General features: G+C 39.9%; 21 protein-coding genes and 1 other RNA gene. 16 read left to right on the top strand and 6 right to left on the bottom strand.

Going from position 1 to position 24110, the window contains the following annotated elements:
• The first annotated feature begins 179 nt into the window (after positions 1-179).
• Genes PMAN_RS03525 through PMAN_RS03490 form a run of 8 tightly spaced genes read left to right on the top strand, consistent with a single transcriptional unit; the run spans position 180 to position 8409 of the window.
• Positions 180-1136 (top strand): AAA family ATPase, encoded by a 957-nt coding sequence (locus PMAN_RS03525; RefSeq protein WP_010555961.1) that lies wholly within the window; start codon positions 180-182, stop codon positions 1134-1136.
• Between the two features lie 3 nt (positions 1137-1139).
• On the top strand, positions 1140-2084 hold the full coding sequence (locus PMAN_RS03520; RefSeq protein WP_010555960.1) for a DUF58 domain-containing protein: 945 nt from the start codon (positions 1140-1142) through the stop codon (positions 2082-2084).
• A gap of 3 nt (positions 2085-2087) precedes the next feature.
• A complete protein-coding gene (locus PMAN_RS03515; protein WP_010555959.1) occupies positions 2088-2522 on the top strand; it encodes a DUF4381 domain-containing protein in 435 nt (144 codons plus the stop codon).
• Positions 2515-3501 carry a vWA domain-containing protein gene (locus tag PMAN_RS03510; protein WP_010555958.1) on the top strand — a complete coding sequence of 329 codons (987 nt, stop codon included), beginning with the start codon at positions 2515-2517 and terminating at the stop codon, positions 3499-3501. The genes PMAN_RS03515 and PMAN_RS03510 overlap by 8 nt, the downstream gene beginning before the upstream one ends.
• Complete coding sequence (locus PMAN_RS03505; RefSeq protein ID WP_010555957.1) at positions 3501-5390, top strand: VWA domain-containing protein; 1890 nt, start codon at positions 3501-3503, stop codon at positions 5388-5390. The genes PMAN_RS03510 and PMAN_RS03505 overlap by 1 nt, the downstream gene beginning before the upstream one ends.
• Entirely contained in the window at positions 5384-7039 is a 1656-nt protein-coding gene (locus PMAN_RS03500) for a BatD family protein (protein ID WP_010555956.1), read from the top strand. The genes PMAN_RS03505 and PMAN_RS03500 overlap by 7 nt, the downstream gene beginning before the upstream one ends.
• 60 nt (positions 7040-7099) lie before the next feature.
• Positions 7100-7657, top strand: coding sequence for a sigma-70 family RNA polymerase sigma factor (locus PMAN_RS03495; RefSeq protein ID WP_021032391.1), 558 nt, complete (start codon positions 7100-7102; stop codon positions 7655-7657).
• The gene (locus PMAN_RS03490; RefSeq protein WP_006793334.1) at positions 7657-8409 is read left to right on the top strand and encodes a DUF3379 family protein; all 753 of its coding nucleotides are present in this window, start codon (positions 7657-7659) and stop codon (positions 8407-8409) included. Before PMAN_RS03495 ends, PMAN_RS03490 begins: the two co-directional genes overlap by 1 nt.
• 64 nt (positions 8410-8473) lie before the next feature.
• Here the strand turns inward: PMAN_RS03490 and ggt are convergent, their stop codons facing one another.
• A complete protein-coding gene (ggt, locus tag PMAN_RS03485) occupies positions 8474-10147 on the bottom strand; it encodes a gamma-glutamyltransferase (protein ID WP_010555955.1) in 1674 nt (557 codons plus the stop codon).
• 139 nt (positions 10148-10286) lie between these two features.
• Positions 10287-10832 (bottom strand): GNAT family N-acetyltransferase, encoded by a 546-nt coding sequence (locus PMAN_RS03480; RefSeq protein WP_033034936.1) that lies wholly within the window; start codon positions 10830-10832, stop codon positions 10287-10289.
• 50 nt (positions 10833-10882) lie between these two features.
• Here PMAN_RS03480 and PMAN_RS03475 point away from each other — a divergent pair, with 50 nt between their 5' ends.
• Positions 10883-11251, top strand: coding sequence for a hypothetical protein (locus PMAN_RS03475; RefSeq protein WP_006793331.1), 369 nt, complete (start codon positions 10883-10885; stop codon positions 11249-11251).
• A gap of 70 nt (positions 11252-11321) precedes the next feature.
• Here PMAN_RS03475 and fabB read toward each other — a convergent pair whose 3' ends face one another.
• Positions 11322-12533, bottom strand: a complete 1212-nt coding sequence (gene fabB / locus PMAN_RS03470) for a beta-ketoacyl-ACP synthase I (RefSeq protein ID WP_010555953.1) — start codon at positions 12531-12533, stop codon at positions 11322-11324.
• Between the two features lie 178 nt (positions 12534-12711).
• On the opposite strand from fabB, the gene mnmC reads away from it, so the two are divergent.
• The 4 genes from mnmC (at position 12712) to PMAN_RS03450 (ending at position 17448) form a co-directional block, all read left to right on the top strand.
• Complete coding sequence (mnmC, locus tag PMAN_RS03465) at positions 12712-14721, top strand: bifunctional tRNA (5-methylaminomethyl-2-thiouridine)(34)-methyltransferase MnmC2/FAD-dependent 5-carboxymethylaminomethyl-2-thiouridine(34) oxidoreductase MnmC1 (RefSeq protein WP_010555952.1); 2010 nt, start codon at positions 12712-12714, stop codon at positions 14719-14721.
• Positions 14722-14780: 59 nt separating this feature from the next.
• Positions 14781-15110 carry a hypothetical protein gene (locus PMAN_RS03460; RefSeq protein ID WP_006793328.1) on the top strand — a complete coding sequence of 110 codons (330 nt, stop codon included), beginning with the start codon at positions 14781-14783 and terminating at the stop codon, positions 15108-15110.
• Between the two features lie 172 nt (positions 15111-15282).
• Entirely contained in the window at positions 15283-15918 is a 636-nt protein-coding gene (locus PMAN_RS03455) for an SDR family oxidoreductase (protein ID WP_010555951.1), read from the top strand.
• 471 nt (positions 15919-16389) lie between these two features.
• Positions 16390-17448: a hypothetical protein gene (locus tag PMAN_RS03450; RefSeq protein WP_010555950.1), complete on the top strand. Its 1059-nt coding sequence runs from the start codon at positions 16390-16392 to the stop codon at positions 17446-17448.
• Between the two features lie 95 nt (positions 17449-17543).
• Here PMAN_RS03450 and ssrA read toward each other — a convergent pair.
• Positions 17544-17900: a transfer-messenger RNA gene (ssrA, locus tag PMAN_RS03445) on the bottom strand.
• Between the two features lie 267 nt (positions 17901-18167).
• On the opposite strand from ssrA, the gene PMAN_RS03440 reads away from it, so the two are divergent.
• The gene (locus PMAN_RS03440) at positions 18168-19793 is read left to right on the top strand and encodes a DUF342 domain-containing protein (RefSeq protein WP_006794689.1); all 1626 of its coding nucleotides are present in this window, start codon (positions 18168-18170) and stop codon (positions 19791-19793) included.
• Here the strand turns inward: PMAN_RS03440 and rnt are convergent.
• On the bottom strand, positions 19777-20460 hold the full coding sequence (rnt, locus tag PMAN_RS03435) for a ribonuclease T (protein ID WP_010555949.1): 684 nt from the start codon (positions 20458-20460) through the stop codon (positions 19777-19779). The genes PMAN_RS03440 and rnt overlap by 17 nt on opposite strands.
• Before the next feature lie 205 nt (positions 20461-20665).
• Here rnt and PMAN_RS03430 point away from each other — a divergent pair, with 205 nt between their 5' ends.
• Positions 20666-21544 carry a flagellar protein MotY gene (locus PMAN_RS03430; protein WP_006794687.1) on the top strand — a complete coding sequence of 293 codons (879 nt, stop codon included), beginning with the start codon at positions 20666-20668 and terminating at the stop codon, positions 21542-21544.
• A 98-nt stretch (positions 21545-21642) separates the two neighbouring features.
• Here PMAN_RS03430 and PMAN_RS03425 read toward each other — a convergent pair whose 3' ends face one another.
• Complete coding sequence (locus tag PMAN_RS03425; protein ID WP_010555948.1) at positions 21643-22530, bottom strand: DMT family transporter; 888 nt, start codon at positions 22528-22530, stop codon at positions 21643-21645.
• A gap of 326 nt (positions 22531-22856) precedes the next feature.
• On the opposite strand from PMAN_RS03425, the gene PMAN_RS03420 reads away from it, so the two are divergent.
• Positions 22857-24062, top strand: coding sequence for an aromatic amino acid transport family protein (locus PMAN_RS03420; RefSeq protein ID WP_010555947.1), 1206 nt, complete (start codon positions 22857-22859; stop codon positions 24060-24062).
• Positions 24063-24110 lie beyond the last annotated feature (48 nt).

Raw genomic sequence — 24110 nt, 5'->3', positions numbered from 1 at the left:
TTTTTAAACGCATTTACAAAGATTTGTGGTACGCTAAAAACCGTTAAAAAATAACGAACTATTTTAAAAAATACAGTCTAACTCTTGAGTTACCCTATTATAAACCTTATAAATAGGTCAGTATTTGCAACCTAACCCATTTAGGTACTAACCCAGCTGACGAGGACAGTCCACTTATTATGGCAGCTAACGCATTTTCACAATTAAAAACGTACTTAGATACACAAATCATTGGCCAGCCAGAGCTTACTCAAGCACTACTTATTGCTATTTTAGCTGACGGCCACTTATTAGTTGAAGGCCCACCAGGGCTTGCAAAAACACGCGCAGTAAATGCGCTTGCAAAAGGGATTGAAGGTTCGTTTCAACGTGTCCAGTTTACACCCGATTTATTACCGGCTGATGTAACTGGCACCGATATTTACCGCCAACAAACAAGCGAGTTTGTGTTTGAGAAAGGCCCTTTATTTCATAACCTTATTTTGGCTGATGAAATAAACCGTGCCCCAGCAAAAGTACAATCAGCATTACTAGAGGCCATGGCTGAGCGCCAAGTAACGGTAGGAAAAAACACCTATCCGCTTAGCGACTTATTTTTAGTAATGGCCACTCAAAATCCGCTAGAGCAAGAAGGTACTTACCCGCTGCCAGAAGCACAGCTTGACCGCTTTTTATTACATTTAAGTATTGGTTATCCGGGCGCCGAGCACGAGCTAGACATTTTACGCCTAACGCGCGGTGAAGCATTAAAAGAGCAACAAGCTGTTTTACAAAAAATTAGCCAAAGCGATTTATTTGCTGCCCGCCAAGCAATTTTAGGTTTGTACTTAGCCGAGCCTCTTGAGCAGTATTTGGTTCAACTTATAATTGCTACGCGAGAAGGCGCGCAATTAGATGAACAACTAGGCCGCTGGATTGAATTTGGCGCCAGCCCTCGTGCCACTATCGCGCTCGATAAATGTGCACGTGCTCTTGCATGGTTACAGGGCCGCGACTTTGTAGCCCCTGACGACATACAAGCGGTTGTTCATAATGTACTACGCCATCGCATTATTTTGAGCTACGAAGCCCAAGCCGATGGTATTACTAAAGATCAAGTAATTAGCCGAATTGTAGAACTGGTAGCTGTACCTTAATTTATGCATAAACAATTAGACCCTCAGGTATGGCTGAAACAAAGCCATAGCCACGGTGTTAATTTAGCACTAAAAGAGCTGATGTATTACAAAGCCAAAGCGCAACTGCTTGAGCTTGCTCCTAAGGTTAAAATTAAAAATACTTTAGCAGGGCAATATCTTGCACCGCATAAAGGCCGTGGTATGGAATTTGCCGAAGTTCGCCATTACCAGCAAGGTGACGACATTCGTTCAATTGACTGGCGAGTTACAGCGCGGACAGGCGAAACCCATACAAAACTTTTTCAAGAAGAAAAAGAACGTCCTGTATTTGTATTTACCGATTTTTCAAACTCGATGTTATTTGGCTCAAAGCTCTTGCTTAAGTCAGTGCAAGCTGCGCACATTAGTGCTTTAGTTGCATGGTCTGCCTGCCAGCGTGGCGACAGAATTGGCGGCATTGTATTTAATCAGCACGCTCATTTAGAGCTCAAACCCAGCGCGCGAGAAAAAGCCGTATTAAAGCTTTGTCACAATTTATGTGCTAACCACCAGCAAGCCCTTGGGGGAATAGATGCAAAAGCCCACAATAACTTTAGTGATAACCTAAAGCGACTTAATCATTTGGCAAAGCCAGGTAGCTTAGTGTATTTGGTATCAGATTTTAGTTCTCTTGACGATGCAAGCTTCAAACAGCTTGAAATTCTTAGCCGTCATTGCGAGCTTATTGGGTGTCATATTAGCGATCCATTTGAACATCAATTACCGGCTTATAAAAATACTGTAAGCGTTAGTACAAATGGCCAAGATATTGCTTTGCCACTAATGGATAATGCCTTTAGAGCGCGCTTTGCTAAAAATGCAGAAGATACATTCAATAAGCGCCTTACTCGCTTAACTAAATCGGGTCTTAATTTAATATCGTTCAATGCAGCCGAACCACTTGAACTGCAGCTTGTGAGAAAATAAACCATGCAAACCAATCCACTCGATGGCCTGCACGATGTAATAGCACCTAACCAAGTTGATTGGTGGCCACTCGCCCCTGCTTGGTGGGTTATTATTGCTCTACTTTGCATTACGCTTTTAACCGGTGTGTATGCATTTTATAAAGCGTACCAATTTAAAAAAGCAAAACGTTATGCCGTATCATTAAGTCAACAAGAGCAATCCCCCCAGCATTTACATATTATTTTAAAACGCCTGGTTGTTGAATATTACGGTAAGCACCTTGCCACACAACCTACAAAGCAGTGGTGTGAAACCCTTAATACACTCAGTGGACTCACGTTTACTGAGCAAGAAATTTTAAGCTTGTACAGTAGCGAAAATAACAATGTCGATTTAAGTGAAAAATTTCGACAAGCAATCAAAAACTTTAAAGTAAAGGAGCCGCTATATGTTTGAATTTAGTTGGCCATGGCTTTTTTTGCTCCTTCCGTTACCTTTACTGCTTTTATTACTAAAGCCAGCAGCAAGTACTAACAATACTCGCTTACGAATTCCGGGGTTTGCTCAGCACAGCTTGAGTAATCAAAGTATTGAACCTCGATCACGTCGTTTATCGTTATTTGAATGGCTACTTTGGTTATTACTTGTCAGCGCAGCTGCTAACCCCACGTGGTTAGACGAGCCTATTTTGTTGCCAAATGAAGGCCGAGATATCATGCTTGCGGTGGATTTATCTGGCTCGATGACCGAACAGGATATGGCCTACAATGGTCAATATGTTGACCGCTTAACAATGGTAAAAGCAGTACTTAGCGACTTTATAGAACAACGCACTGGCGACAGACTTGGACTTATTTTGTTTGGCGATACGGCGTTTTTACAAACACCTTTAACGCGCGATTTAAAAACGGTAACTAAAATGCTTAACGAAGCACAAATAGGTTTAGTTGGCCGCGCTACAGCTATTGGCGATGCACTTGGTTTATCGGTTAAACGTTTTGCAAGTAAAGAAGACAGCAACCGAATCGTCGTGCTATTAACCGACGGGCAAAATACTGCAGGTAACCTAAACCCTGACGACGCATTATTACTCGCCCGGGAAGAGGGCATTAAAGTCTATACCATAGGTGTCGGCTCTGATAACCCACGTGGCTTTAGCCTATTTAATATGGGTGGCTCAGGCGGAAGTAATTTAGATGAGCGCCTACTAAAAAATATAGCTGACGATACCGGCGGCCTTTACTTTAGAGCCAAGGATGTAGCGGGCCTCAAACAGATTTACGCAGAGCTTGATAAGCTAGAGCCCATTAGTGCGGACGAAAAAACCTTTCGCCCACAAAGCTCATTATTTTATTACCCGCTACTTATTGCCATTTTACTAATTAGCTTAAACGTGATGCTAAGTACATTGCGCGCATTAAAGGAGCCAAACTAATGGATTTTGAATTTATTCGCCCTGCCATTTTATGGCTGCTTATACCTGCAATTGGCCTATTTTTTGTAGCGTTAATTAAGCATAAAAAAACCACAGACGTGCAATTAATTGCATCGCACTTAGCCCAATTTGTCATCAGTGATACCAACACAAAAGCCAGCCAACCACTTTGGCTGATAGCTGTATTTTGCAGTTTAGGGGTTTTATTCAGTGCAGGCCCAAGCTTTGAAAAAAAACAGGTACCCGTTTTTCAAAGCAAAAGTGCTCGTGTCATCGTTATGGATATGTCTTATTCAATGTACAGCACCGACATTTTACCAAACAGGTTAACGCAAGCTCGTTTTAAATCCCTTGATATGATTGAGCTTTTTAAAGAAGGTGACACCGCGCTAGTTGCTTATGCTGGCACTGCGTATACCATATCGCCACTAACCAATGATGCCACAACACTCAGCAATTTAATTCCAAGCTTAAGCCCCGATATAATGCCCGACAAAGGCTCTAATGTTTTAGCTGGCCTAGATATGGCAAAAGAGTTATTAAATCAGGCAGGTTATATTGATGGCGATATTATTTTAATAACCGATGGTATAGAACAAGAAGAACAAAGCGATGTAACAAGCTTTATAAATAACACAACATTTAGACTCAACATTTATGGTGTCGGGTCAGAGCAAGGTGCGCCTATAAAGTTACCTGAAGGTGGTTTTTTAAAAGACCGGTACGGTCAAATTGTGGTCCCGACTATAAATATTTCACAACTAAAAAGCTTAGCAACGCGCAGTGGCGGGAAATTTGCACGCTATCAACCAAGTAATAGCGACATAAATACGTTTTCGCCAATGGCTAATAGTGAGTTATTAAAAGATGAAACACAAAGCCAAGCACTGTGGCGTATTGATGCCGGTATTTACGGGCTTTTGCTCTTGTTACCATTTGGTTTGTATTTATTCAGGCGCTCTGCCTTTTTAGGCGCGGTTTTGTTGCTTACCTTTTTACCTCAGCAAAACGCGTATGCATTGGAGCTCCCTACACTATTAAAAAATACAGACCAACGGGCTCTCACCGCCTATAAAAATGAAGAATACGACAAAGCCGCTAACGCGAAGTCAAACCAATTAAAAGGCGCAGCGCTTTACAAACAAGGCAATTATAACGCCGCTTTAGATGCATTTGGTCAAGATAAGTCCGCCACAGGTTACTATAACTATGGCAATGCACTTGCCAAAGCGGGCAAACTTGAAGAGGCCATAAACGCTTATAAGCATGCTCAAACGCTGCAAAGTGATTTTAGTCAAGCCGCAGATAACCAAGCCTTAGTTGAGCAGCTGTTGAATCAACAAGAACAGCAAAACCAGCAAGAACAAAGTGGTGATGAATCTCAAAATCAAGAAAACCAACAACCCAATAACGAACAATCTGGGCAAGAGCAACAAAATAATGAGCAAAACGACTCGGCAAAAGGTGAAAACCAAAGCCAGAGCGATGCGAGCGAAAAATCAGAGCAAGAGTCTGAACCCTCTGAAGATCAGCAAGGGCAAACCGGTGAGCAATCAGAGGAGCAAAATAAACCTGATATGCAAGCACAACCACAAAGCGAACAAAGCGAAAATAAAAACGCTGAACAGCCTGACCAGCAACAGCCCCAATCGCAAGCAATGAGTGAGCAACCCGTTAGCGACGAGCAAAAACAAAAAGCGCAACAACAGGCAATGCAAGCACAAGCCAGTGAGCTTACAAATGAAGAAAAAGAAAAAGCCCAGCAGCTTAATCAGTTACTCAGAAAAGTACCGGACGACCCGGCAATTTTACTACGGAATAAAATGCAACTCGAAGCCCAAAAAAGACAATATCAACGCCGCCCTACAGGAGTAGAAAAATCATGGTAATGCGATTATTTTGCTGTTTATTGCTACTATGCGCGATCCCCTCGTTCGCAGCGACAAAACTTCAAGCGAGCGTAGATAAAAACCCTGTTTTGGCGGGGGAGTTTTTTATGCTCAATATATCAGTAGACGATAACGTGAAAGGTGAACAACCCGATACGTCTGTACTGCTGAAAGATTTTGTAGTCGGCCCAACAAGTTTAAGTACGCGAACTAACATCATAAACGGTAGCATTAATAAACAAACTACGTGGAGCGTTAAATTAATGACCCGCACAGAGGGGCAGTACACTATCCCCTCATTTACGGTAAGTGGATTAAGCTCGCAGCCAATTGATTTAACCGTGACAAAACGTGCTGCAAACGCTGACAATAATAACGACATTTTTGTAAAAACATCACTTTCTAGCAATTCACTTTATGTGCAAGAAGCAGGCGTTTACACACTAAAACTATACTTAGCTAAAGAGTTACTTGATGGTAGTTTAAGCACACCGAGCATGGAAGATGCACAGCTAACACAACTAGGTAAACAGACAGAAAGTTACGAATTAGTTGATGGTAAACGCTACCTAGTTATTACTCGAGAGTATTTGATTCAACCCCAAAAAAGTGGTCCTTATACTATTGCTGCCCCCGTATTTCAGGGCCGAGTGCAACAAAATTATCGCCAGTTGGAAGTATCTGCAATTGGCGAAGACCAACAAATAGAAATTAAACCTATTCCCAGTGATTACAAAGGAGCATGGTTGCCCAGTGAGCTGGTAAACCTTGGTGAAGAATGGCAACCAAGTGATGACACCATTGAAGTCGGTACACCTATAACTCGTACAATTACACTTACAGCGCTTGGCGTCACCAAAGAGCAACTCCCAGATATAGAAATGCCAACAATAAATGGGATCCGTAGCTACCCTGATCAAAAAGAGAACAACAACGCAGTAAGAAATGGGCGTGTTGTTTCGCAACAAACTGCATCGTATGCATTATTGCCACAAACACCGGGCACTTACACCTTACCTGAAATTAAATTACCTTGGTTCAATACTAAAATTAACCGTATTAGTTTTGCCACGCTCCCAGCGCGTAAAATTACTGTAACGCCAAGCAGCACCGTTGTTAATACCCCTGTAAATACAGAGCAAAGTATTGAGAACACACCCGTTGATGAAACTAAAGCTGACGCTAATACATCAGCCCAAATGCAAACTGCTCGCAGCTACACGCCACTATGGCTTATTCCTGTTGCTTTACTGGGATATATTTTATGGATTGGCACTGCAATTTTTTATTGGGTTACCCGTTCTAATATAAATACCATTGAAAAAGTGAAGCCATTACCTACTCCACGCAGCCAGCCAAGTTTAAAAAAGCTGTTGAACATACAAAAAGCAGGTGATGTTAAGGCCTTTTACAATGAGCTAAATAATTACGCTGTACAAATAACCAAACAGGATACCGGCGCTATTGATGAGTTATGCCGACAGATTAATAACTCACAGTTGAGTACTGAGGTAATTCAATTACAAGCGCAATTGTATGGAAATAAAGCTACAAACAGTGACCTTGGTGCTATTATAAAAATACTTGAGAGTGAGCAAGCTCAAGCATCAAATTCGCAACAAACTGTATTAAAAGACCTTTATAGCTAAAATAAAGTTACGTATGAGTCTTTTTTCATTAAATAAAAATATAGTAGTAAAAAAGTGCTTATGCTGGGAAATAAAAAATCAAATAATCAGGTCTTAATCGATATGGCAGAGAAACAAAAACGTTATGAAGCCTTAGTTCACGTTTATAATAAAGAGCTTTACCGCTTTGCATACTGGTTGTGCCGTGATCCGCACATAGCTGATGATTTAGTACAAGAGACATTTTTGCGCGCTTGGCGCTCACTTGATTCTTTACTCGATCAAAAAGCAGCAAAACCGTGGTTACTGACTATTTTACGCAGAGAAAACGCACGACGATTTGAACGTAAACAGTTTGATTACAGTGATGTAGAAAACGATACGCTAGTTGATGAAACCAGCCACTCACTTGATGATGAAATGGAACAAACCGTTATTCAACGACAAATTGGATTGCTATCTGACGAATACAGAGAGCCACTATTATTACAGGTCGTAATGGGGTGCACCGGCGAGGAAATTGCCGACATACTCGATTTAAATAAAAACACGGTAATGACTCGTTTATACCGTGCTAGAAACCAACTTAAAGAGGCTTTAAGCCGTGATGATGAACAACTTAAAGGGGCATCAAAATAATGGATGAACTTGAGTTTCGTCGCCGCACTATTGCGCAACCAAACGATATAGATAAGGAACTTATGGAGTTTGCCCAGAGCAACCCTGAGCGACAAAGTTTTATTACCGAAATGAAAGAATTTGATCAACACCTTCAAGATGCACTCGATATACCTGTGCCTGATAACTTAGCTGATCGTATTATTTTAAATACATCGTTAAAAGAAAAAGCCTTACAAGAAGAGCAAGCTGCTGGCACCAATGTTGTTGACGCTAAATCGCGTTTTAAGTTTGACCGTGTGCACCTTGCCTTAGCGGCATCATTCATGGTCGCAGTGAGTGCGTTCTTTTTCAGCTCAGAGCAGCATATTGGCCACGAAGCGGGCGAGCATGCACTTGCGCATGTGTACTACGAAATAAATGCCCTTGATAAAAAATCCCCTATCAGCCTTCAAAGTGTCAATGACAAACTGGCCGTACTTGGTGGTCACATAGATGAGCTTCCTGGCGATATAACTTACGCTATGTTTTGTGATTTTAAAGGGGAAAGAGGCTTACATTTAATTTTTGAATCGGACTTTGGTCCAATGACGGTATTTATTGTACCTTCAGAAAATAAATCGTTTGGTTTGGGAAATGATCATTTCCAAGATGAGCGCTTTGAAGGCCAAATCAATCGCGGGTCGCAGGCCGATACCATTTTGGTTGCCAGTGTGGGTGCACCACTAGATACCTATAACGAGCGAGTAACCAACGCAATTCGCTGGCTCTAAGCCATAGTAAATAAAAAACCGCTTAGTACATACTAAGCGGTTTTTTAAATCTAATTTTAATTAGTTAAAAAACGATTGATTTACCTCTTCCTGAATTTTCAGACGCAGCATCTAATTCCCCATCTTTATTAATAATCACATGCATGTCACCAAAGTGGCGCTCGTCAATTGTGTAACCCATTTTTTGAAGCTCTACTCTTACCGCATCATTTAACCCTTCGTGAACACGTATAACGTTTTTAGGCCACAGCTGATGATGAAAGCGAGGCACGTTAACCACCTGCTCTGCACTCATATTAAACTCTATTGCATTTAAAATTGACTGGTAAACCGAGCTAATAATCGTTGTACCACCAGGTGAGCCGGTTACCATTTTTACTGTGTTATCCTTTAATAAAATGGTCGGTGTCATGGAGCTAAGCATACGTTTATGTGGCTGTATTTCATTAGCTTTACCACCTAACGCACCAAACGCATTCATAACACCCGGTTTTGCGCTAAAGTCGTCCATTTCATCATTTAAAATAAACCCGGCGCCTTCAACTACAACCCCACTACCAAACCCTAAGTTTATAGTTGTGGTATTTGCTACGGCATTCCCCATTTTATCAACAATAGAAAAATGTGTGGTTTGTTCACTTTCTTTCAGTCCGGGCTTTATTTTTTCGGTTGTTGAAATCGCGGTTAATGAAATATCAGCCATACGCTTTTTTAAATATAATTCATTGAGTAATGCGTTTACTGGCACATCAAAAAAGTCAGGATCACCTAAGTACTCTGCTCGGTCTGCAAACACGCGTTTACCTATTTCAGAAAGCAAATGCACGTAAGACGACGAATTATGAGCCACTTCATTATTTAGTTTTTGCAGTTCATACATTTTTAGCCATTGTAAAATTGCAATACCGCCTGAACTGGGTGGCGGCGAAGTAAGCACTTCATACCCGTTCCAACTTGCTTTTAATGGTGTGCGCGACTTAGCCGTATAGTTTTTTAAATCAGCTTTGGTAATAATACCGCCATGCTTACGCATAAATTTTTCGATAATATTGGCTGTTTCGCCTTCATAAAACCCTGCTTGTCCATCATCGCGAATTCGCTTTAATGTTTTTGCCAGCTCAGGTTGTGCAAATTTTTCATTGGCTTTTAAACCAGCAAAATATTTTTCGAAGTTAACATCTATTTGTTGCTCGTTTAAATAGCTTATGTAATTACTAACCCCTTGCGCCAATTTTGGTGGCACAATAAAACCTTGCTCAGCTAAAGTAACGGCAGGTTGTACTAATTTTTTCCATTCTACAGTACCGTGTTTTTTATGAGCTAACCACATACCCGCAACACTGCCAGGTACACCACTTGCGTGTATGCCATAAATAGATCTATTAGGTATTACATTGCCTTGTTCGTCTAAGTACATGTCTCGGTGTGCATCGCTTGGAGCCGTTTCTCGGTAATCTATAAAATCACTTTTGCCATCTTTTTGGATCAGCATAAATCCGCCGCCACCAATGTTACCAGCTTCAGGCAGGGTTACAGCCAATACAAACTGTGCTGCTATAGCTGCGTCTACGGCATTTCCGCCCAGCTCTAATATATTTTTAGCCGTATCAGCACTGTACGAGTCAGGCATAGCAACAGCACTTTGCGCAACTTGCTTGGCTGCTACATGAAATGCACTGAATTGAAACACAAGTACACTCGTTATCACTAGCTTGGTTGGCGAAAAAAATAAGCCCATATAACGTCCTTAAATTATTGTTTTAGTTGTTGGAAGTTTCACTTAAAAGTTAAGTTAAAAATAATAAGCAGTATAACCTTCCCATATTTATGCACAGCATTTATGGCTAGGTCAATCCTTGTAGGTGCAGATTTTAGTCTTACTTTAGGCGCTTAGAATATAAAACAGCAGGTAAGTCACCCTGCTCATCAGTATGCGTGTAAGATTTGACAAACGTTAGTCCAAGCTTTTTCATTACTTTTATAGAACTTATATTATCTGCTAACGCACTGGCACTAATATAATTAACATCAGGCTGTTTGGTGAGCTCTGCGCATAATGCTCTCGCGGCTTCAGTTGCATATCCCAGCCCCCAGCTTATTTGTTTAAAGCGCCAACCAATTTCAATATCACTAAAGTTTGGTTGTTCACTAAAAAAATCCATAGGTCTTAAAAGGACCCAACCAATAAATGTATTGGTGTCTTTAGTTGTCACAGACCAAAGCCCCCAACCCTTTTTAGCATTGCGGTATGCAAGCATACGCGGTATCCCCTCATCTCTAATTTGTTTTTTACTTGTAGGCACACCACGCGTTAAAAATTGCATTACTGCAGGGTCTTGATCAAGCTCATATAGTTGTTGCCAATCATGCTCGTTCATTAATTTAAACTTTAACCGCTCTGTTACGGGAACGTTCATTTTCATTACTCTATAATTATCTGGAATTAACTATTAATCTCTTGAGGAGATAGCATATGAACAAATTAGCAGGTTTAGCATTATTAGGCACTTTAATTACTTTAACCGGTTGTGAAGACGCTAAAGAAGTAAAAGAAGAAACAAAAGAAAAAAGCGCTCAAATGCAAGAAAAACTAGGTGATGCCTGGAATGAAGTAAAAGAAACAACACACGATCTTAAAAATGATGAGTCGTTAAACGAGTTACTTCAACAAAGCAAAGCCATGGGCTTAGACATGTACGACGATGGTAAGGAAATTGCTATCGATGCATGGATAAAAAGTAAAGAAGCCGCAGGTGAATTAACAGAAAAAACCAAGCAAAAAGCCCAAGAAATTGCAGACGAAATTGAGCAAGCTCGCGAAGAACACAGTAAGGGGGAATAACTCCCTTTATAATAAAAAGGTAAGCCATTGTGGCTTACCTTTTTTTTACCGAAAAAACAAATGTAGGTAATTAAGCTTTGTATTTGCTCATTACCAAAGTGGCGTTTGTACCACCAAAGCCAAAGCTGTTAGACATCACTGTATTTAGCTCTACATCTTTGCGTTCAGTAACAATATCTAAACCTACAGCTTGCTCGTCTAATTCATCAACATTAATTGAAGGTGCTACAAAACCATGCTCAAGCATTAACAAAGAGAAAATGGCTTCATGCACACCGGCAGCCCCTAGGGCATGACCCGTCATTGCCTTAGTCGCACTGATCATGGGCGAGTTACCACCAAATACGTCTTGAATTGCACCAAGCTCTTTAACATCACCAACAGGTGTTGATGTGCCATGCGTGTTAAGATAATCAATGCAGTCTACATTTTGCATTGCTTGACGCATACAACGTGCAGCACCCTCACCCGATGGAGCAACCATATCGTACCCATCAGATGTAGCACCATACCCTACTATTTCAGCGTAAATATGCGCACCGCGTGCTAATGCATGCTCTAGCTCTTCTACGACTACAATGCCACCACCGCCAGAAATAACAAAACCATCACGGTTAGCATCATATGTGCGCGATGCTTTTTCTGGTGTTTCGTTGTATTTAGTAGAGAGTGCACCCATTGCGTCAAATTCCATTGCAAGCGTCCAGTGAAGTTCTTCACCGCCACCAGCAAACACAACGTCTTGCTTGCCAAGTTGAATTTGTTCAACCGCATTACCAATACAATGCGCCGACGTAGCACATGCAGAACTAATTGAATAATTAACCCCTTTTATTTTAAAAGGAGTCGCTAAACATGCTGAAGTTGTACTGGCCATAGTGCGAGGCACCATGTAAGGGCCTACACGCTTTACGCCTTTTTCACGCAAAATATCGGCGGCTTCTACTTGCCATTTAGATGAACCACCACCAGAGCCAACTATAATACCCGTGCGCTCGTTTGAGACTTGCTCTTCTGATAACCCTGAGTCTTCAATTGCTTGAGTCATCGAAATGTAAGAGTACGCAGCAGCATCACCCATAAAGCGCATTGCTTTGCGGTCAACATGGTCTTTAACGTTTATATCAATTTTACCTGATACGTTGCTGCGCAAGTTGTAGTCAGCAAACTCTTGGTTGAAAGCGATACCACTTTTACCTGTTTTTAATGACTCTAAAACTTCTTCTTTGTTGTTACCAATGCTTGATACAACACCGATACCGGTAATTACGGCTCTTCTCATGGGTGATTCCCTTAGCTTAATACTTAATTGCGTTTTATTTTACGCGAATTTAATCACTTAAGTGGTCAGCTTTCTAGCGTACACTTGTACTCTGAACTGCTAGCTTATAAATAACGCCAGACTATTACAAAGAAAACCCGTAAAATAATGAAAAATATATTTTGTAAATTTAAAAATTATGATTAAAAACGCACATATACACTTTAACGATTTAGGTACACCATTTGCTGATGACTTTGGTGATATTTATTTTTCGAATGACGACGGTCTTGCCGAATCGCATTATGTGTTTTATGAGCAAAATAATATAGAAACTCGATTACAAACTCATGACCAACCCCACTTTGTAATAGCAGAGACAGGATTTGGTACTGGGTTAAATTTTTTAAATACATGGCAACACTTTAACGATCATATTGCACGTCAACAACCACAAAATCAATTAGATAAAGGTGTAAAACGCCTTCACTTTATTTCGTTTGAAAAATACCCATTAAAAGTTAACGATTTAAGTAAAGCGCTTCAAGCGTGGCCTTCATTACAAAAATTAAGTGAAAAACTCGTCAACCATTACCCTATTAATTTACAAGGGTGTCACCGACTTGAGTTTGACAACGGACGTGTTGTCCTCGACTTATATTTTGGCGATGCACTCGCGTCTATTAATACAATGAGCTACCCACAAACAGGGATTGTAGATGCCTGGTATTTAGATGGGTTTGCCCCAAGCAAAAACCCTGAAATGTGGCAGCAAAGCTTATTTAATAGCATGGCTGACATTTCAAAAGCAAAGGCAACTCTAGCTACGTTTACAGCTGCAGGTTTTGTGCGCCGTGGTTTAATAAAAGCCGGGTTTGATACAATTAAAACCAAAGGCTTTGGCAAAAAAAGAGACATGCTAATAGGCCAAATACCACATGCAAACACGGCTCAATCAGCCCCCCCTTACTTTAATCAAGACGATAGTAAACTTAATAACGTCGCTATTATTGGTGGCGGTATAGCCAGTAGTTGTATTTTATACAGCCTTGCTAAACGCGGTATAAACGCTGAATTATTCTGCAAAGACCCGCAGCCAGCCATGGGCGCGTCACATAATGTGCAAGGCGCGGTGTACCCTCATTTACAAGCTAAAGATTCACCGCATAGTGAACTTTTTGCGCATAGTTTTTTATACGCAAAGCGCGTTTACCAGCAATTATTAAATGATGGATTTAGCTTTGATCATCAATGGTGTGGTGTTTTGCAACATGCAGTAAAAAAGCCCCTTGCTGATAAACACAAAAACCTTGCTCAAAAGCAACTTTGGCCAAAGCAACTTATGCAAAACGTAACCGCAGAGCAAGGCGATGAAATAGCCGGCGTTCAAACTGGGTACCCTGGTGTTTATTTTGAACAAGGTGGCTGGGTTAATCCACCACAACTCGTTAATGCAATGCTAGGCGCGGCCAATAAGCTAATGCCCCACAACAGCCACTTTAATTGCAATATAGTAAACATAGAAAAAACAGCAAACGGCTGGGTTTTAACAAGCAATAATCAACAGTTTGGCCCATTTAGCGATGTTATTATTTGCACAGGTGAGCACAGCGACACATTTGAGCAAACAAAATCACTTCCTATTGTAGGCGTGCGCGGGCAAGTATCGCATGTTCAAGCAAGTCCTGAATCTCGAAAGCTTAAAACGGTACTTTGCCATAAAGGCTACTTTACACCAGCTTATTTAGACCATCATTGCATGGGCGCTACATTTGATAAAAACAGTAAAAGTCGCCATGTTTCAGATGAGGATAACCACACTAACCGTGCTCAACTCATAAACTTTTACGATCATAGCGACTTTGCTACAACGTTAGGAAAAGTAAGCTCTGCAAAAGCAGCAGTAAGGTGCACATTCATCGACCACTTGCCAATGGCTGGGCAATGGTGTGAACAAAGCGATTTTACAAATGCATTTGCAAACCTGAGATTGGGTAAGCGTTATCAATATTTGCCTCTCAATCACCCTCAACAAGGGCTACATATTTTTACGGGCTTTGGAGCTCGTGCCTTGTGCAGCGCACCACTGTGTGCTGAACATTTTATTAGCTGCTTAGCAAACGAGCCGCGCCCACTCAGCGAGCGAGTAAGCCAAGCTATACACCCCGCTCGCTTTATTGTAAGAGATTTAATTCGTAATAAAATATAAATGACAAAGCCCACTATTTGGGTAAACTGTTCTTAATAAAAGGAACTTAAAGAGTCACAATGAAAAAATTAATTATACTATCGCTGTTATTGTTTACCTCTTTTAAAACACTTGCCATAAATGTTATTGATATTGCAGTGCCAGATGAGTTTGTAACAACTATGGAAGTAACAGATGAATACCCACTTGTTAAAACTGGGTATTTAACGCAGTCTATTTCCTCCATTACAGACTTTTATCAGCAACAATTAGGTGACCCATTGAAGATAACCGGCAGTGAAAACTACCGCACCCTTTATTACAATTACCAAAATCGTAAAGTACGTATTAGCTTATACCACCGTAACTATGTGACCGAAGTGAGTATAATGATTGAAAAAATATTATAGAAAAACACAAATATAACTACTCATTTTCATACTCAGTTAAGGTACTCTTTTTATATTAAATGTTTTTTAAAATTAATACGTTAATGTCTATTTTTGCCCTTTAAAAACAATTTTTAAGCCCAAGGTCTACTTGTAAGCAAATACATTTACTAACAAGTGAAAGGAGTTAATTATGAGTAAGACCTTAATTATTGGCGCTAGTGGTCAAATTGGTAAAATGACAACGGAGTTATTACTTAAGAACGAACAAAATGTTACCGCCCTTGTTCGTGATAAAACTAAGCTAAGTGATTTAGAAAGCCCGTTTTTAAATATTGTAGAGCAAGATTTAGAAGGTGATTTTAGTGAAGCTATTAAAGGTTGTGATCAAGTAATTTTTGCGGCTGGTTCTGGTGGAAGCACCGGCGACGACAAAACACTATTAATTGATCTATGGGCTGCAGCAAAAGCGGCTAATTACGCAAAAAACAATAACGTTAAGCACTTTATTATGGTCAGCTCAATAGGTGCAGATAACCCTGACGCAATAGAAAGTGATTTAAAACCATACTTAGTTGCCAAGCACATGGCCGATGAACACCTTGCCAGTAGTGGTTTAAATTACACCATTGTTCGCCCGGGTACGCTCACTGATGAAAGCGCATCAATGAAAGTGACAACACAGCGCCCTGATGACCAAGATAAGGCTAAAATTAGTCGTGAAAATGTAGCCAATGCACTGCTGCATATCGCAACCAATTCGTTTGAAAAGAACCGTATTTTTGAACTTTTTGACGGTGATACTGCCATTAAATCTGCGGTTAAATAGCCAAAGTGCTCCATTAACAAAAGCGTTAATGGGGCAACACTTTCAACTATTAGCAAGTTAACTAAACAGCTGACACTCAAAACAAGCTGCTAATATTTAATTCAAAAAGAACAAATCATTTAGATACGCCACAACAGCCATAAGGCTACCCCAAACAATTTACCCTCTAACCACGTCAACAACTGCAAACCAAAGCATTGCCTGTGAGAGTTAATAAATTAGCAATAGAATCCCTTGACGATAAGCCTCAAGTGAGCAGCGCTCTGTGACCTAAACGTAATCTATTATCCCTCCACCTTTCAAATTTCCTTCTCGTAAAGTCACTTTACTGTATTAAGTTTAAGCACATTAAATTATTAATAAAAAATCATTAGTGAGGAATATAGAAAACAGGGCCTTAATCTGTTAAGTTTATGTTATGTATATAGATAAAAAAAGCTCCTTAAGGGAAATGAAAACAAAGGAATTAAAGTGAGCGCTACATTTAAAATTATTTTTAATGGCCAACTACACCAACATGCCAATATTTCATTGGTACAAAAACAACTTAGCCAATTTTTAAATATTCCCCACACTATTGCTATAAAGTTGTTTGATGGTAAATCTTACGCATTAAAAAAAGATCTAACGAGTATTGAAGCCGTTAAAGCAGAATCGTCACTAAAAAAAATGGGCTTAATAACACGAGTTGAACTGCATCAATCTACCGCTCTTACAGCAAAGCAGTATCCTTTAGCGTTAAAAAAATTAACAAAACATGATGATGCAGAAGAACATAAAACGTCTAATTCAAAACGTACACTACTGCAGAAAAAAACTAATTCTATACAAACTATAATTACGCGTTACAAAAACGACAAAGTAAAGCTACAGCGATCTTCACTAAAAAGCCTACTCTATCTTTGCTATATAGCCCTGTTAGTTATGACAATTACGGGCCTTACTCTTAGCTATAATTTGCTTTCAAATACAATGAGTGAATCACAAAGTAACACGTTAACAGGCTTAACCTACCAAGATTACAAACAGTACATAACTGAGCAAAAGGCAGTTAGTAATCAACAAAAAACGAATTTGAGTGCCAATAATAATGCACAGCAAAGCCACGATAGCGAGCAGTTCAATCGGTTTTCTCTATTAATTAATAGCTATGCCGACAGTGTAAAGCAGCCTAATATTGAAAAAATGGGAGGAGAAAAATTAAACCTTCGCCTGCAAGAAATAGACGACTTAGGTGAGAAAAATGCGTTTTGGTTGCAACTCATTAATTTAGCAAAAAGTTTAAATAATGACGCACATACAATGAGTACACTCAATAATACAGATCCTAATAAAGTACAATGGATCAACGCCGTAGACTGGATAAGCCAGCGTTATATTAGGCAGCAGCAAAATGGAAACGCACACCCTAAAGTTAATCAGCCCAACAACGCCGTAATTAACTTAACGCTATCAATTAGTGTTTTATCACTACTTATATTAATGATCATTGTGATAAAAATGAAGCTACGCACAATAAGAGAATCATAATAGCTTTTATTAACCACATAAAAAAACCCGCAACTTGATTGCTCAAGTTGCGGGTTTTTTAGGGTTTTTAAACAAACGAATTTAAAAACCGTTATTGGTGGAGCTGGGGGGATTTGAACCCCCGTCCGAAAAGCCTCGACCGTCGGTACTACATGTTTAGTATTGTCATTTAATTAACCTTTAAATCCCGGACAAACACGGTAAGTAAAGGCGAGGCCGCTTAGTTTTAACGCTTCAACCCCGGCCAGGGTTTCCATCGCGATCAGGTGTTAGGGTGACACTCCAGAATCCAGTCCACAAGAATACATGGAAGGAGCGCTAGCCAGCCTAAGCTGCTAGAGAGTAGTTATCGTCGTTTGCGATTACTTTAGATTGCGGCTTTTTTACGAGGCAAACCGCACCTCGACATGCACCTTGGGCTTCTTGAATTCCGTCGAATCCTAATCAGCCCCTGAATTAGTAAACTCATTCAGAGCGTGCAAGCAGTATAACTGAGTAAAGTGATGATACTCAAGGCTTAATAACGCTTTATTTGATTTACACAGGCTAACTGCATATTTAGCAACCAAATTAGCAATAATGTATTAGCTACAGTAAACATTTACTTAACAATATGGTAAACCTGTGTTCAAATAAGGGATTAGCCAGCTAGTGCTAAAGGTTTAGTTGTAACTGTAAAGGTTAAGAATAATAACAGGCATAAGAAGTAGGGATTTAAAATGTCGGTTTTTTCATTAGATAAAAATACAGGGTGTGTTTCTTTAATTAAACATCCTATTGATAGCGGTTTTCCGGTCACAAGCACTCAATTAATTGAAATGTTTGAACAATCTGAATTTGGCGAGTATGAAACTATTACAGCTAATATCGGGAAACTTTTTGCGCCTTCTAAAAACCACAAAGAAGTATCTTTGGTGATTGCTAAAGCAGTGGATGCCACTATCGCTATTAATATTGATGAAAAGAATATGGTTGCAGAGGCCACTATTACTACAGCTAAAGGTGGATCACTGCTAACAATGGAAGATGCGCAAGAGGCGCTTAGCCAAGCAGGTGTAAAAAAAGGGATTAGTCCGCGTGCGCTTGATAGTTTTTTAGGCCAACAGTTTGAAAAAGCTTCAGGTGTGGCATATAGCGCTATTGTAGCCCATGGCCGCAATCCAAAAGAAGGTAGCGATGCTAAATTTGTTCGCCTTTGTTCAACAGCACAAGATCGCGTTTTAAGCCCGCAAGCAACCGCTGGCGGTAAAGTTGATATGAAAGATCTTGGGGCTATTATTACTGTTAAACCGGGCACTCCTCTTATGCAACGTATAGCCGCCACCCAGGGTGAAGACGGATACACGGTGTTTGGCGATATTATCCCTGCTTCGCCAGGAAAAGAACTTGAACTACAACCCTTTGAAGGGACAAAAATAGACCCAACAAACCCTAATTTACTGATTGCAGATTGCAAAGGCGTTCCTGTTGCGCTGCCACGTGGAATGCGCGTTGACGACGTTTTATGTTTCGATAATGTAGATGTAAGTACAGGCCACATTGATTTTGACGGCAGTGTAATTATTAGTGGCGATATAAAAGACGGAATGCGAGTAAAAGCGAAAGGTGACATTACTGTTTTAGGCTTTGTTGAATCAGGGATTGTGCAAAGCGAAAGTGCTGTAACTATTGTATTAGGTGCCATAGGCCGAAATCGTGAAAGCGAGGAAGCATTTACTTGTCGTATTTCAGCCAAGCGTACAATTTCTATAGGCTATGCTCAATATTGTGATATTAAAACTGAACAAAGCTTATTCATAGAGCGCCAAGTATTACATTGTGATCTAACAGCTAAACGTTTAATACGTGTTGGCAAAGCCGATAACCCTCGTGGCAAAATTATAGGTGGTAATATATTTGATGCAATGCGTATTGAAACAGGTGAATTAGGTGCGCCTGCTGGTACTAAAACGCGTGTATTTTTAGCACAAAATTGGTTTGAACTGCGTGATAAGCAAAGCCAAATTAACGACTTTGAAAAGGTATTAAGTACTAAATTACTGGATTTAAAAAATGCGCGAACTAAAGCAGAGAAAATAACTAACCCTGCTCAGCGCAAGCAATTTACTGATAAAATTACTGCTAACGAAAAGCAAGTAAATGCCCGCTCTCGTCATGTTAAGCAACAAAAAGCACTCGTAAAAAGAAAAATAGCCCAGCTATTAGCTTCTAGCCGCTTAAAAGTGAACGAATTAATGCACCCTGGTGTGGAGCTTAAAATAGCAAAAGAAACAAAACAGTTTTCGCGTATTTATCCCCCCCACTTCGTAAGATTATCTGAGGGTAAAATTACTCAGTCGTTTTAGGTTCCTTGGCGGCTTCATCATCGCCACTCTCATCGAGTGGCGCAAGTGGCCAACCGCCTAACTCTTGCCAACGGTTTACAATTAAACAATATAATTCAGCGGTGCGTTCTGTGTCGTAAAGTGCCGAGTGTGCTTGACTGTTATCAAATTCAATTCCAGCCGCACGACAAGCCTTAGCTAATACTGTTTGACCTAAAGCAAGCCCTGCTAACGTTGTTGTATCAAAGCTGACAAATGGATGAAACGGTGTGCGCTTTATATTATTGCGCTCAATAGCCGCATTTAAAAAGCCATGATCAAACGCAGCGTTATGCGCCACAATAACAGAACGCTGGCACCCTGCTGCCTTTTGCGCTTTACGCACGACCTTACAAATCTCTTTGATAGCGTCTTCTTCTGCGACTGCACCTCGTAATGGCGAAAATGGGTCAATGCCGTTAAACTCAATTGCTGCTTGCTCAATATTTGCGCCTTCGAACGGCTCAACGTGAAAATGCACTGTTTGATCTATGCTAAGCAACCCGTCATCATCCATTTTTAAAACAGAGACTGCAATTTCAAGTAATGCATCTGTCTCTTTGTTAAAACCAGCAGTTTCAACATCAATAACAACAGGAAAAAAGCCACGAAAGCGTTTTGCGAAAAGGGTTTGCTCAGTATTTGCCATAGTATTCTTGGTTTGTAGGTATAAGCCTTCTATTATGTCAAAAGTAGGTGCCGTTCGGCTAGGGACTTTTTCCTATTATTTATTCCTATAATTTTAGGCATACAACTTGCTTTAAGTGATACTAGCTAAGTGTTAACTGCTATATAATATGGTAGTACTGAACAAAGCCAAATTTTTGGCGTGTCGGGTTTACGGGGAGTCTTTGATGAAATTAAAGTTATTATTAATGAGCGTTAGTATTAGCTCTGCGCTATTGAGCGTCAGTGCACATGCGGCCATGCGTAATTACTCTGCAAATCAAGACAGTTCAAATTGGGAAGTGGTTAAAACAACACGTTTGCAATGTCAGTTGAACCATGAGGTACCTTACTATGGCGAGGCTATTTTTAAAGCATCGGCGAGTAAAAATAAAAACCTAACTTTCAATTTAGATATGGTTGTTCGCCCTGAAAATTACGCCATTGCAGGGCTTAAAGCAGTTCCTCCTTCTTGGCGCTCTGGGCTGCCAGCACGCGACATAGCAAATATGAAACTACTTAAAAAGTTTGATGGTGAACTCGGTAATCAAACTGCTTGGGAAATGCTTACAGAACTTGAAAAAGGGTTTTACCCCACTTTTTATTACCAAGACTGGCAAAATAGTGCCGATAAAATTGCCGTTGGTATTTCAAGTGTAAACTTTAAGCAAGCCTATTGGGCCTTTTTGCAATGCCGTGACGAACTATTACCTTACAGCTTTGAGGATATTTCGTTTACAGTGATGAACTATCAATCTAATAGCAGTAAGTTAACTAAGTCATCCCAGCAACGCCTTGATAAAATTGCTGAGTATCTAAAAAACGATTCAACCATTGAGTCCATTAGTATTGATTCTTATACCGACAGTTATGGCGGTCGTTGGAACAACTTAGACCTATCTCGTAAGCGTGCAAAAGCGATAAAAGATTATATGGTGAGCTTAGGTGTGGATGAAAATAAAGTAAAAACAACGGGGTTTGGTGAAAAACGCTTTGTAGACACCAACGATAATATTTTAGGCCGCGATAAAAACCGCCGTTTGGTCATTCAAATAGCTAAGATGTAGGGGATTTTACTTAATTTACGAGGTTACAAACTTTGCGCCGTGATTTAATTAACCGCCCCTCGATTAAACAGGCTTCAAGCCACAAAGTTAAACACACCCTAGCGCTTACTTTTAGTTTTTAAGTATTTATCACCAAATTGAAAAAAGCCTAAACTAATTACAATAATAGCAGCGCCAATTATTAGCTCTTTACATAGTGGCTCGTTATTAAGCCACGCACCTAACCCTATTGCAAAGCTAGGTGTAATAAGTGTTGTTAACGCAACGGTGCTCGCGTTTAAGTTTTGTAAAACATGAAAATATGCTAATGCCCCTATTAACGACCCAAATAGTCCTAAATAACCAATTGCCCAAAGCGACCTTAAATTCCAGTTTTGTATATTAAGCTCACCATCAAGCACCCACCACGCAATAAAAAATAATGGCGTTACAAATACTAGTGCACCAAATGTTGTGGCCATAGGGTGAATTGCAATTTTCACCCGCTTTATCATCACACCGCTTAAGCTAAAAAAGCATACAGCCATAGACACATATACAAGCCCAAGCCCCTGAGTTTGTGAGTTTTGTACTTGGTTATAGCTTACAAAATAAAGTCCGACTAACGCACTTGCTAAAGCAATGAGTTTTATTAAACTAAATTTAGGCTCGTTTAATAGCTGTTGAGCAAGCAATCCCGATAAAATAGGTGCCAATCCAAACATAAGTGAAATAATGCCAGAAGGCACTGTTCTAGCCGCCATATAACTCAATAACATGCCACCAAAAATACCAATGCTTGAGTAAGCATAGAGTAGGCAAGCTTGTTTACTCCATGGCACTCTTACATTAGTGACTGCAACAACAAGCGCACCAATGAATAGCCCAACGAGCATACGCATTAACACCGCTAGTGATGGCGAAACACTCTCACTACTCCACACAATACCCAGCGGTGTGGTGGACCATATAAGAACCATTAAAAAATAAGAAACCTTAACAGGCACGTGCCATTCCTTTGTAAGTTAAAAATAAAGCGAGTGGGTTTTAAGGGAAAAAACCAGCTAAGCGTATAAATAAATTAGTTACAGTACACGTACTTAACTGTCAGTTTAATCTTAAGATATAAACGCTCAATATCTAGTAATAAAATTATACGCTGTAAAGGGTTTATGAATAGATATTTAATCATATTAAAGATTAAATAATGCTTAAATATACAGCTGTAAAATGTAAGTTACATTTTATTTAATACCATTTATAACAAAACTATTTGAGTTTTACCGTTCTAGTTATATGGTGCGTGTAAATTAATAATAATTAAGGTAATTAAGTGCTCAAAAATAAAACAACAGGTAGCATGTTAATTGTAGCTGGTACCACTATTGGTGCAGGTATGCTTGCTTTACCTATCGCTTCTGCTGGTTTAGGCTTTATGACTGCACTTGCACTCATTGTTGCAAGCTGGATATTAATGACTTACACCGCCTTGCTGATGCTAGAGCTACATCAGTTTGCCCCTCGTGATGCAACGTTAAATACACTTGCTAAACGCTGGCTTGGGAAGCGCGGTCAATACATTGCCAATTTTTCAATGGTGTTTTTATTTTATGCTTTATGTGCAGCTTATATCGCAGGCGGTGGTGCTCAGCTTCAAGAGCGAATCAATCTTGGATTTGAATTAGAAATTGCCCCCCAATTTGGCTCCGTTATTTTGGCGGTCATTATTGCAAGCGTGGTTACACTAGGGACTAGCAAGGTAGATAAATTTAATAGAATACTCTTTTCAATCAAGGTGATTGTTTTAGCTAGCCTATTTTATATGCTTACGCCCTATGTACAATCAAAGCACTTGCTCGAAATGCCCGTTGAGCAAGGGCTAATATTATCGGCAATTCCTGTGGTATTTACATCTTTTGGTTTTCACGGCTCTATCCCATCAATTGTTAAATACGTAGGTCTTGACGTAAAAGTTCTGCGTAAAGTGATGATTGCAGGCGCAGCATTGCCCTTGGTGATTTACATATTTTGGCAACTATTAAGCCAAGGTATTATGAGCCAAAGCGATTTACTCAATAGTGAGGGCTTAAGTGGTTTTGTAGCCAGTGTTGCAAGTATTGCACATAATTCAAATGTATCTATAGCGGTGGAATTATTTGCTGATTTAGCGTTAGCGACTTCATTTTTAGGTGTAAGCTTAGGTTTATTTGATTTTTTTGCTGATGCATTTAAACAAGGAGATAACAACCAAGGCCGTGTTATAACAGCGCTTATTACATTTATACCGCCTTTAGGATTTGCTCTTTTTTACCCGCAAGGCTTTATAATGGCCCTTGGCTATGCCGCCATAGCTTTAGTTGTACTGGCTGTATTTTTACCTGTTACTATGGTTTATAAACAACGTGCCTCAACCAGTACCAACACTGGTTATAAAGTACGCAGTGGAAGTATAGGGCTATTGATTGCAGCGTTATGTGGTGTGCTAATAATTACTGCGCAATTTATGCAAATGAGTGGATTTATACCTGCAATTGGTTAAAGCTTGCTTTTGTAATACCAAAATTTAGTTAATAAAAAACCGCACACC

This window comes from Pseudoalteromonas marina, from assembly GCF_000238335.3.
In the GTDB taxonomy this organism is placed as follows: domain Bacteria; phylum Pseudomonadota; class Gammaproteobacteria; order Enterobacterales; family Alteromonadaceae; genus Pseudoalteromonas; species Pseudoalteromonas marina.
The sequence above is the reverse complement of the archived record's forward strand: the minus strand, read 5'-3'. Positions and strand labels throughout refer to the sequence as shown.

Coding starts and splice junctions, on each gene's coding strand:
- rnt (WP_010555949.1), bottom strand. CDS start 20,460: ATGGCAAATACTGAGCAAACCCTTTTCGCAAAACGCTTTCGTGGCTTT.
- ggt (WP_010555955.1), bottom strand. CDS start 10,147: ATGGGCTTATTTTTTTCGCCAACCAAGCTAGTGATAACGAGTGTACTT.
- PMAN_RS03510 (WP_010555958.1), top strand. CDS start 2,515: ATGTTTGAATTTAGTTGGCCATGGCTTTTTTTGCTCCTTCCGTTACCT.
- fabB (WP_010555953.1), bottom strand. CDS start 12,533: ATGAGAAGAGCCGTAATTACCGGTATCGGTGTTGTATCAAGCATTGGT.
- PMAN_RS03500 (WP_010555956.1), top strand. CDS start 5,384: ATGGTAATGCGATTATTTTGCTGTTTATTGCTACTATGCGCGATCCCC.
- PMAN_RS03520 (WP_010555960.1), top strand. CDS start 1,140: ATGCATAAACAATTAGACCCTCAGGTATGGCTGAAACAAAGCCATAGC.
- PMAN_RS03515 (WP_010555959.1), top strand. CDS start 2,088: ATGCAAACCAATCCACTCGATGGCCTGCACGATGTAATAGCACCTAAC.
- PMAN_RS03490 (WP_006793334.1), top strand. CDS start 7,657: ATGGATGAACTTGAGTTTCGTCGCCGCACTATTGCGCAACCAAACGAT.
- PMAN_RS03505 (WP_010555957.1), top strand. CDS start 3,501: ATGGATTTTGAATTTATTCGCCCTGCCATTTTATGGCTGCTTATACCT.
- PMAN_RS03495 (WP_021032391.1), top strand. CDS start 7,100: ATGCTGGGAAATAAAAAATCAAATAATCAGGTCTTAATCGATATGGCA.
- PMAN_RS03475 (WP_006793331.1), top strand. CDS start 10,883: ATGAACAAATTAGCAGGTTTAGCATTATTAGGCACTTTAATTACTTTA.
- PMAN_RS03455 (WP_010555951.1), top strand. CDS start 15,283: ATGAGTAAGACCTTAATTATTGGCGCTAGTGGTCAAATTGGTAAAATG.
- PMAN_RS03460 (WP_006793328.1), top strand. CDS start 14,781: ATGAAAAAATTAATTATACTATCGCTGTTATTGTTTACCTCTTTTAAA.
- mnmC (WP_010555952.1), top strand. CDS start 12,712: ATGATTAAAAACGCACATATACACTTTAACGATTTAGGTACACCATTT.
- PMAN_RS03525 (WP_010555961.1), top strand. CDS start 180: ATGGCAGCTAACGCATTTTCACAATTAAAAACGTACTTAGATACACAA.
- PMAN_RS03430 (WP_006794687.1), top strand. CDS start 20,666: ATGAAATTAAAGTTATTATTAATGAGCGTTAGTATTAGCTCTGCGCTA.
- PMAN_RS03440 (WP_006794689.1), top strand. CDS start 18,168: ATGTCGGTTTTTTCATTAGATAAAAATACAGGGTGTGTTTCTTTAATT.
- PMAN_RS03480 (WP_033034936.1), bottom strand. CDS start 10,832: ATGAAAATGAACGTTCCCGTAACAGAGCGGTTAAAGTTTAAATTAATG.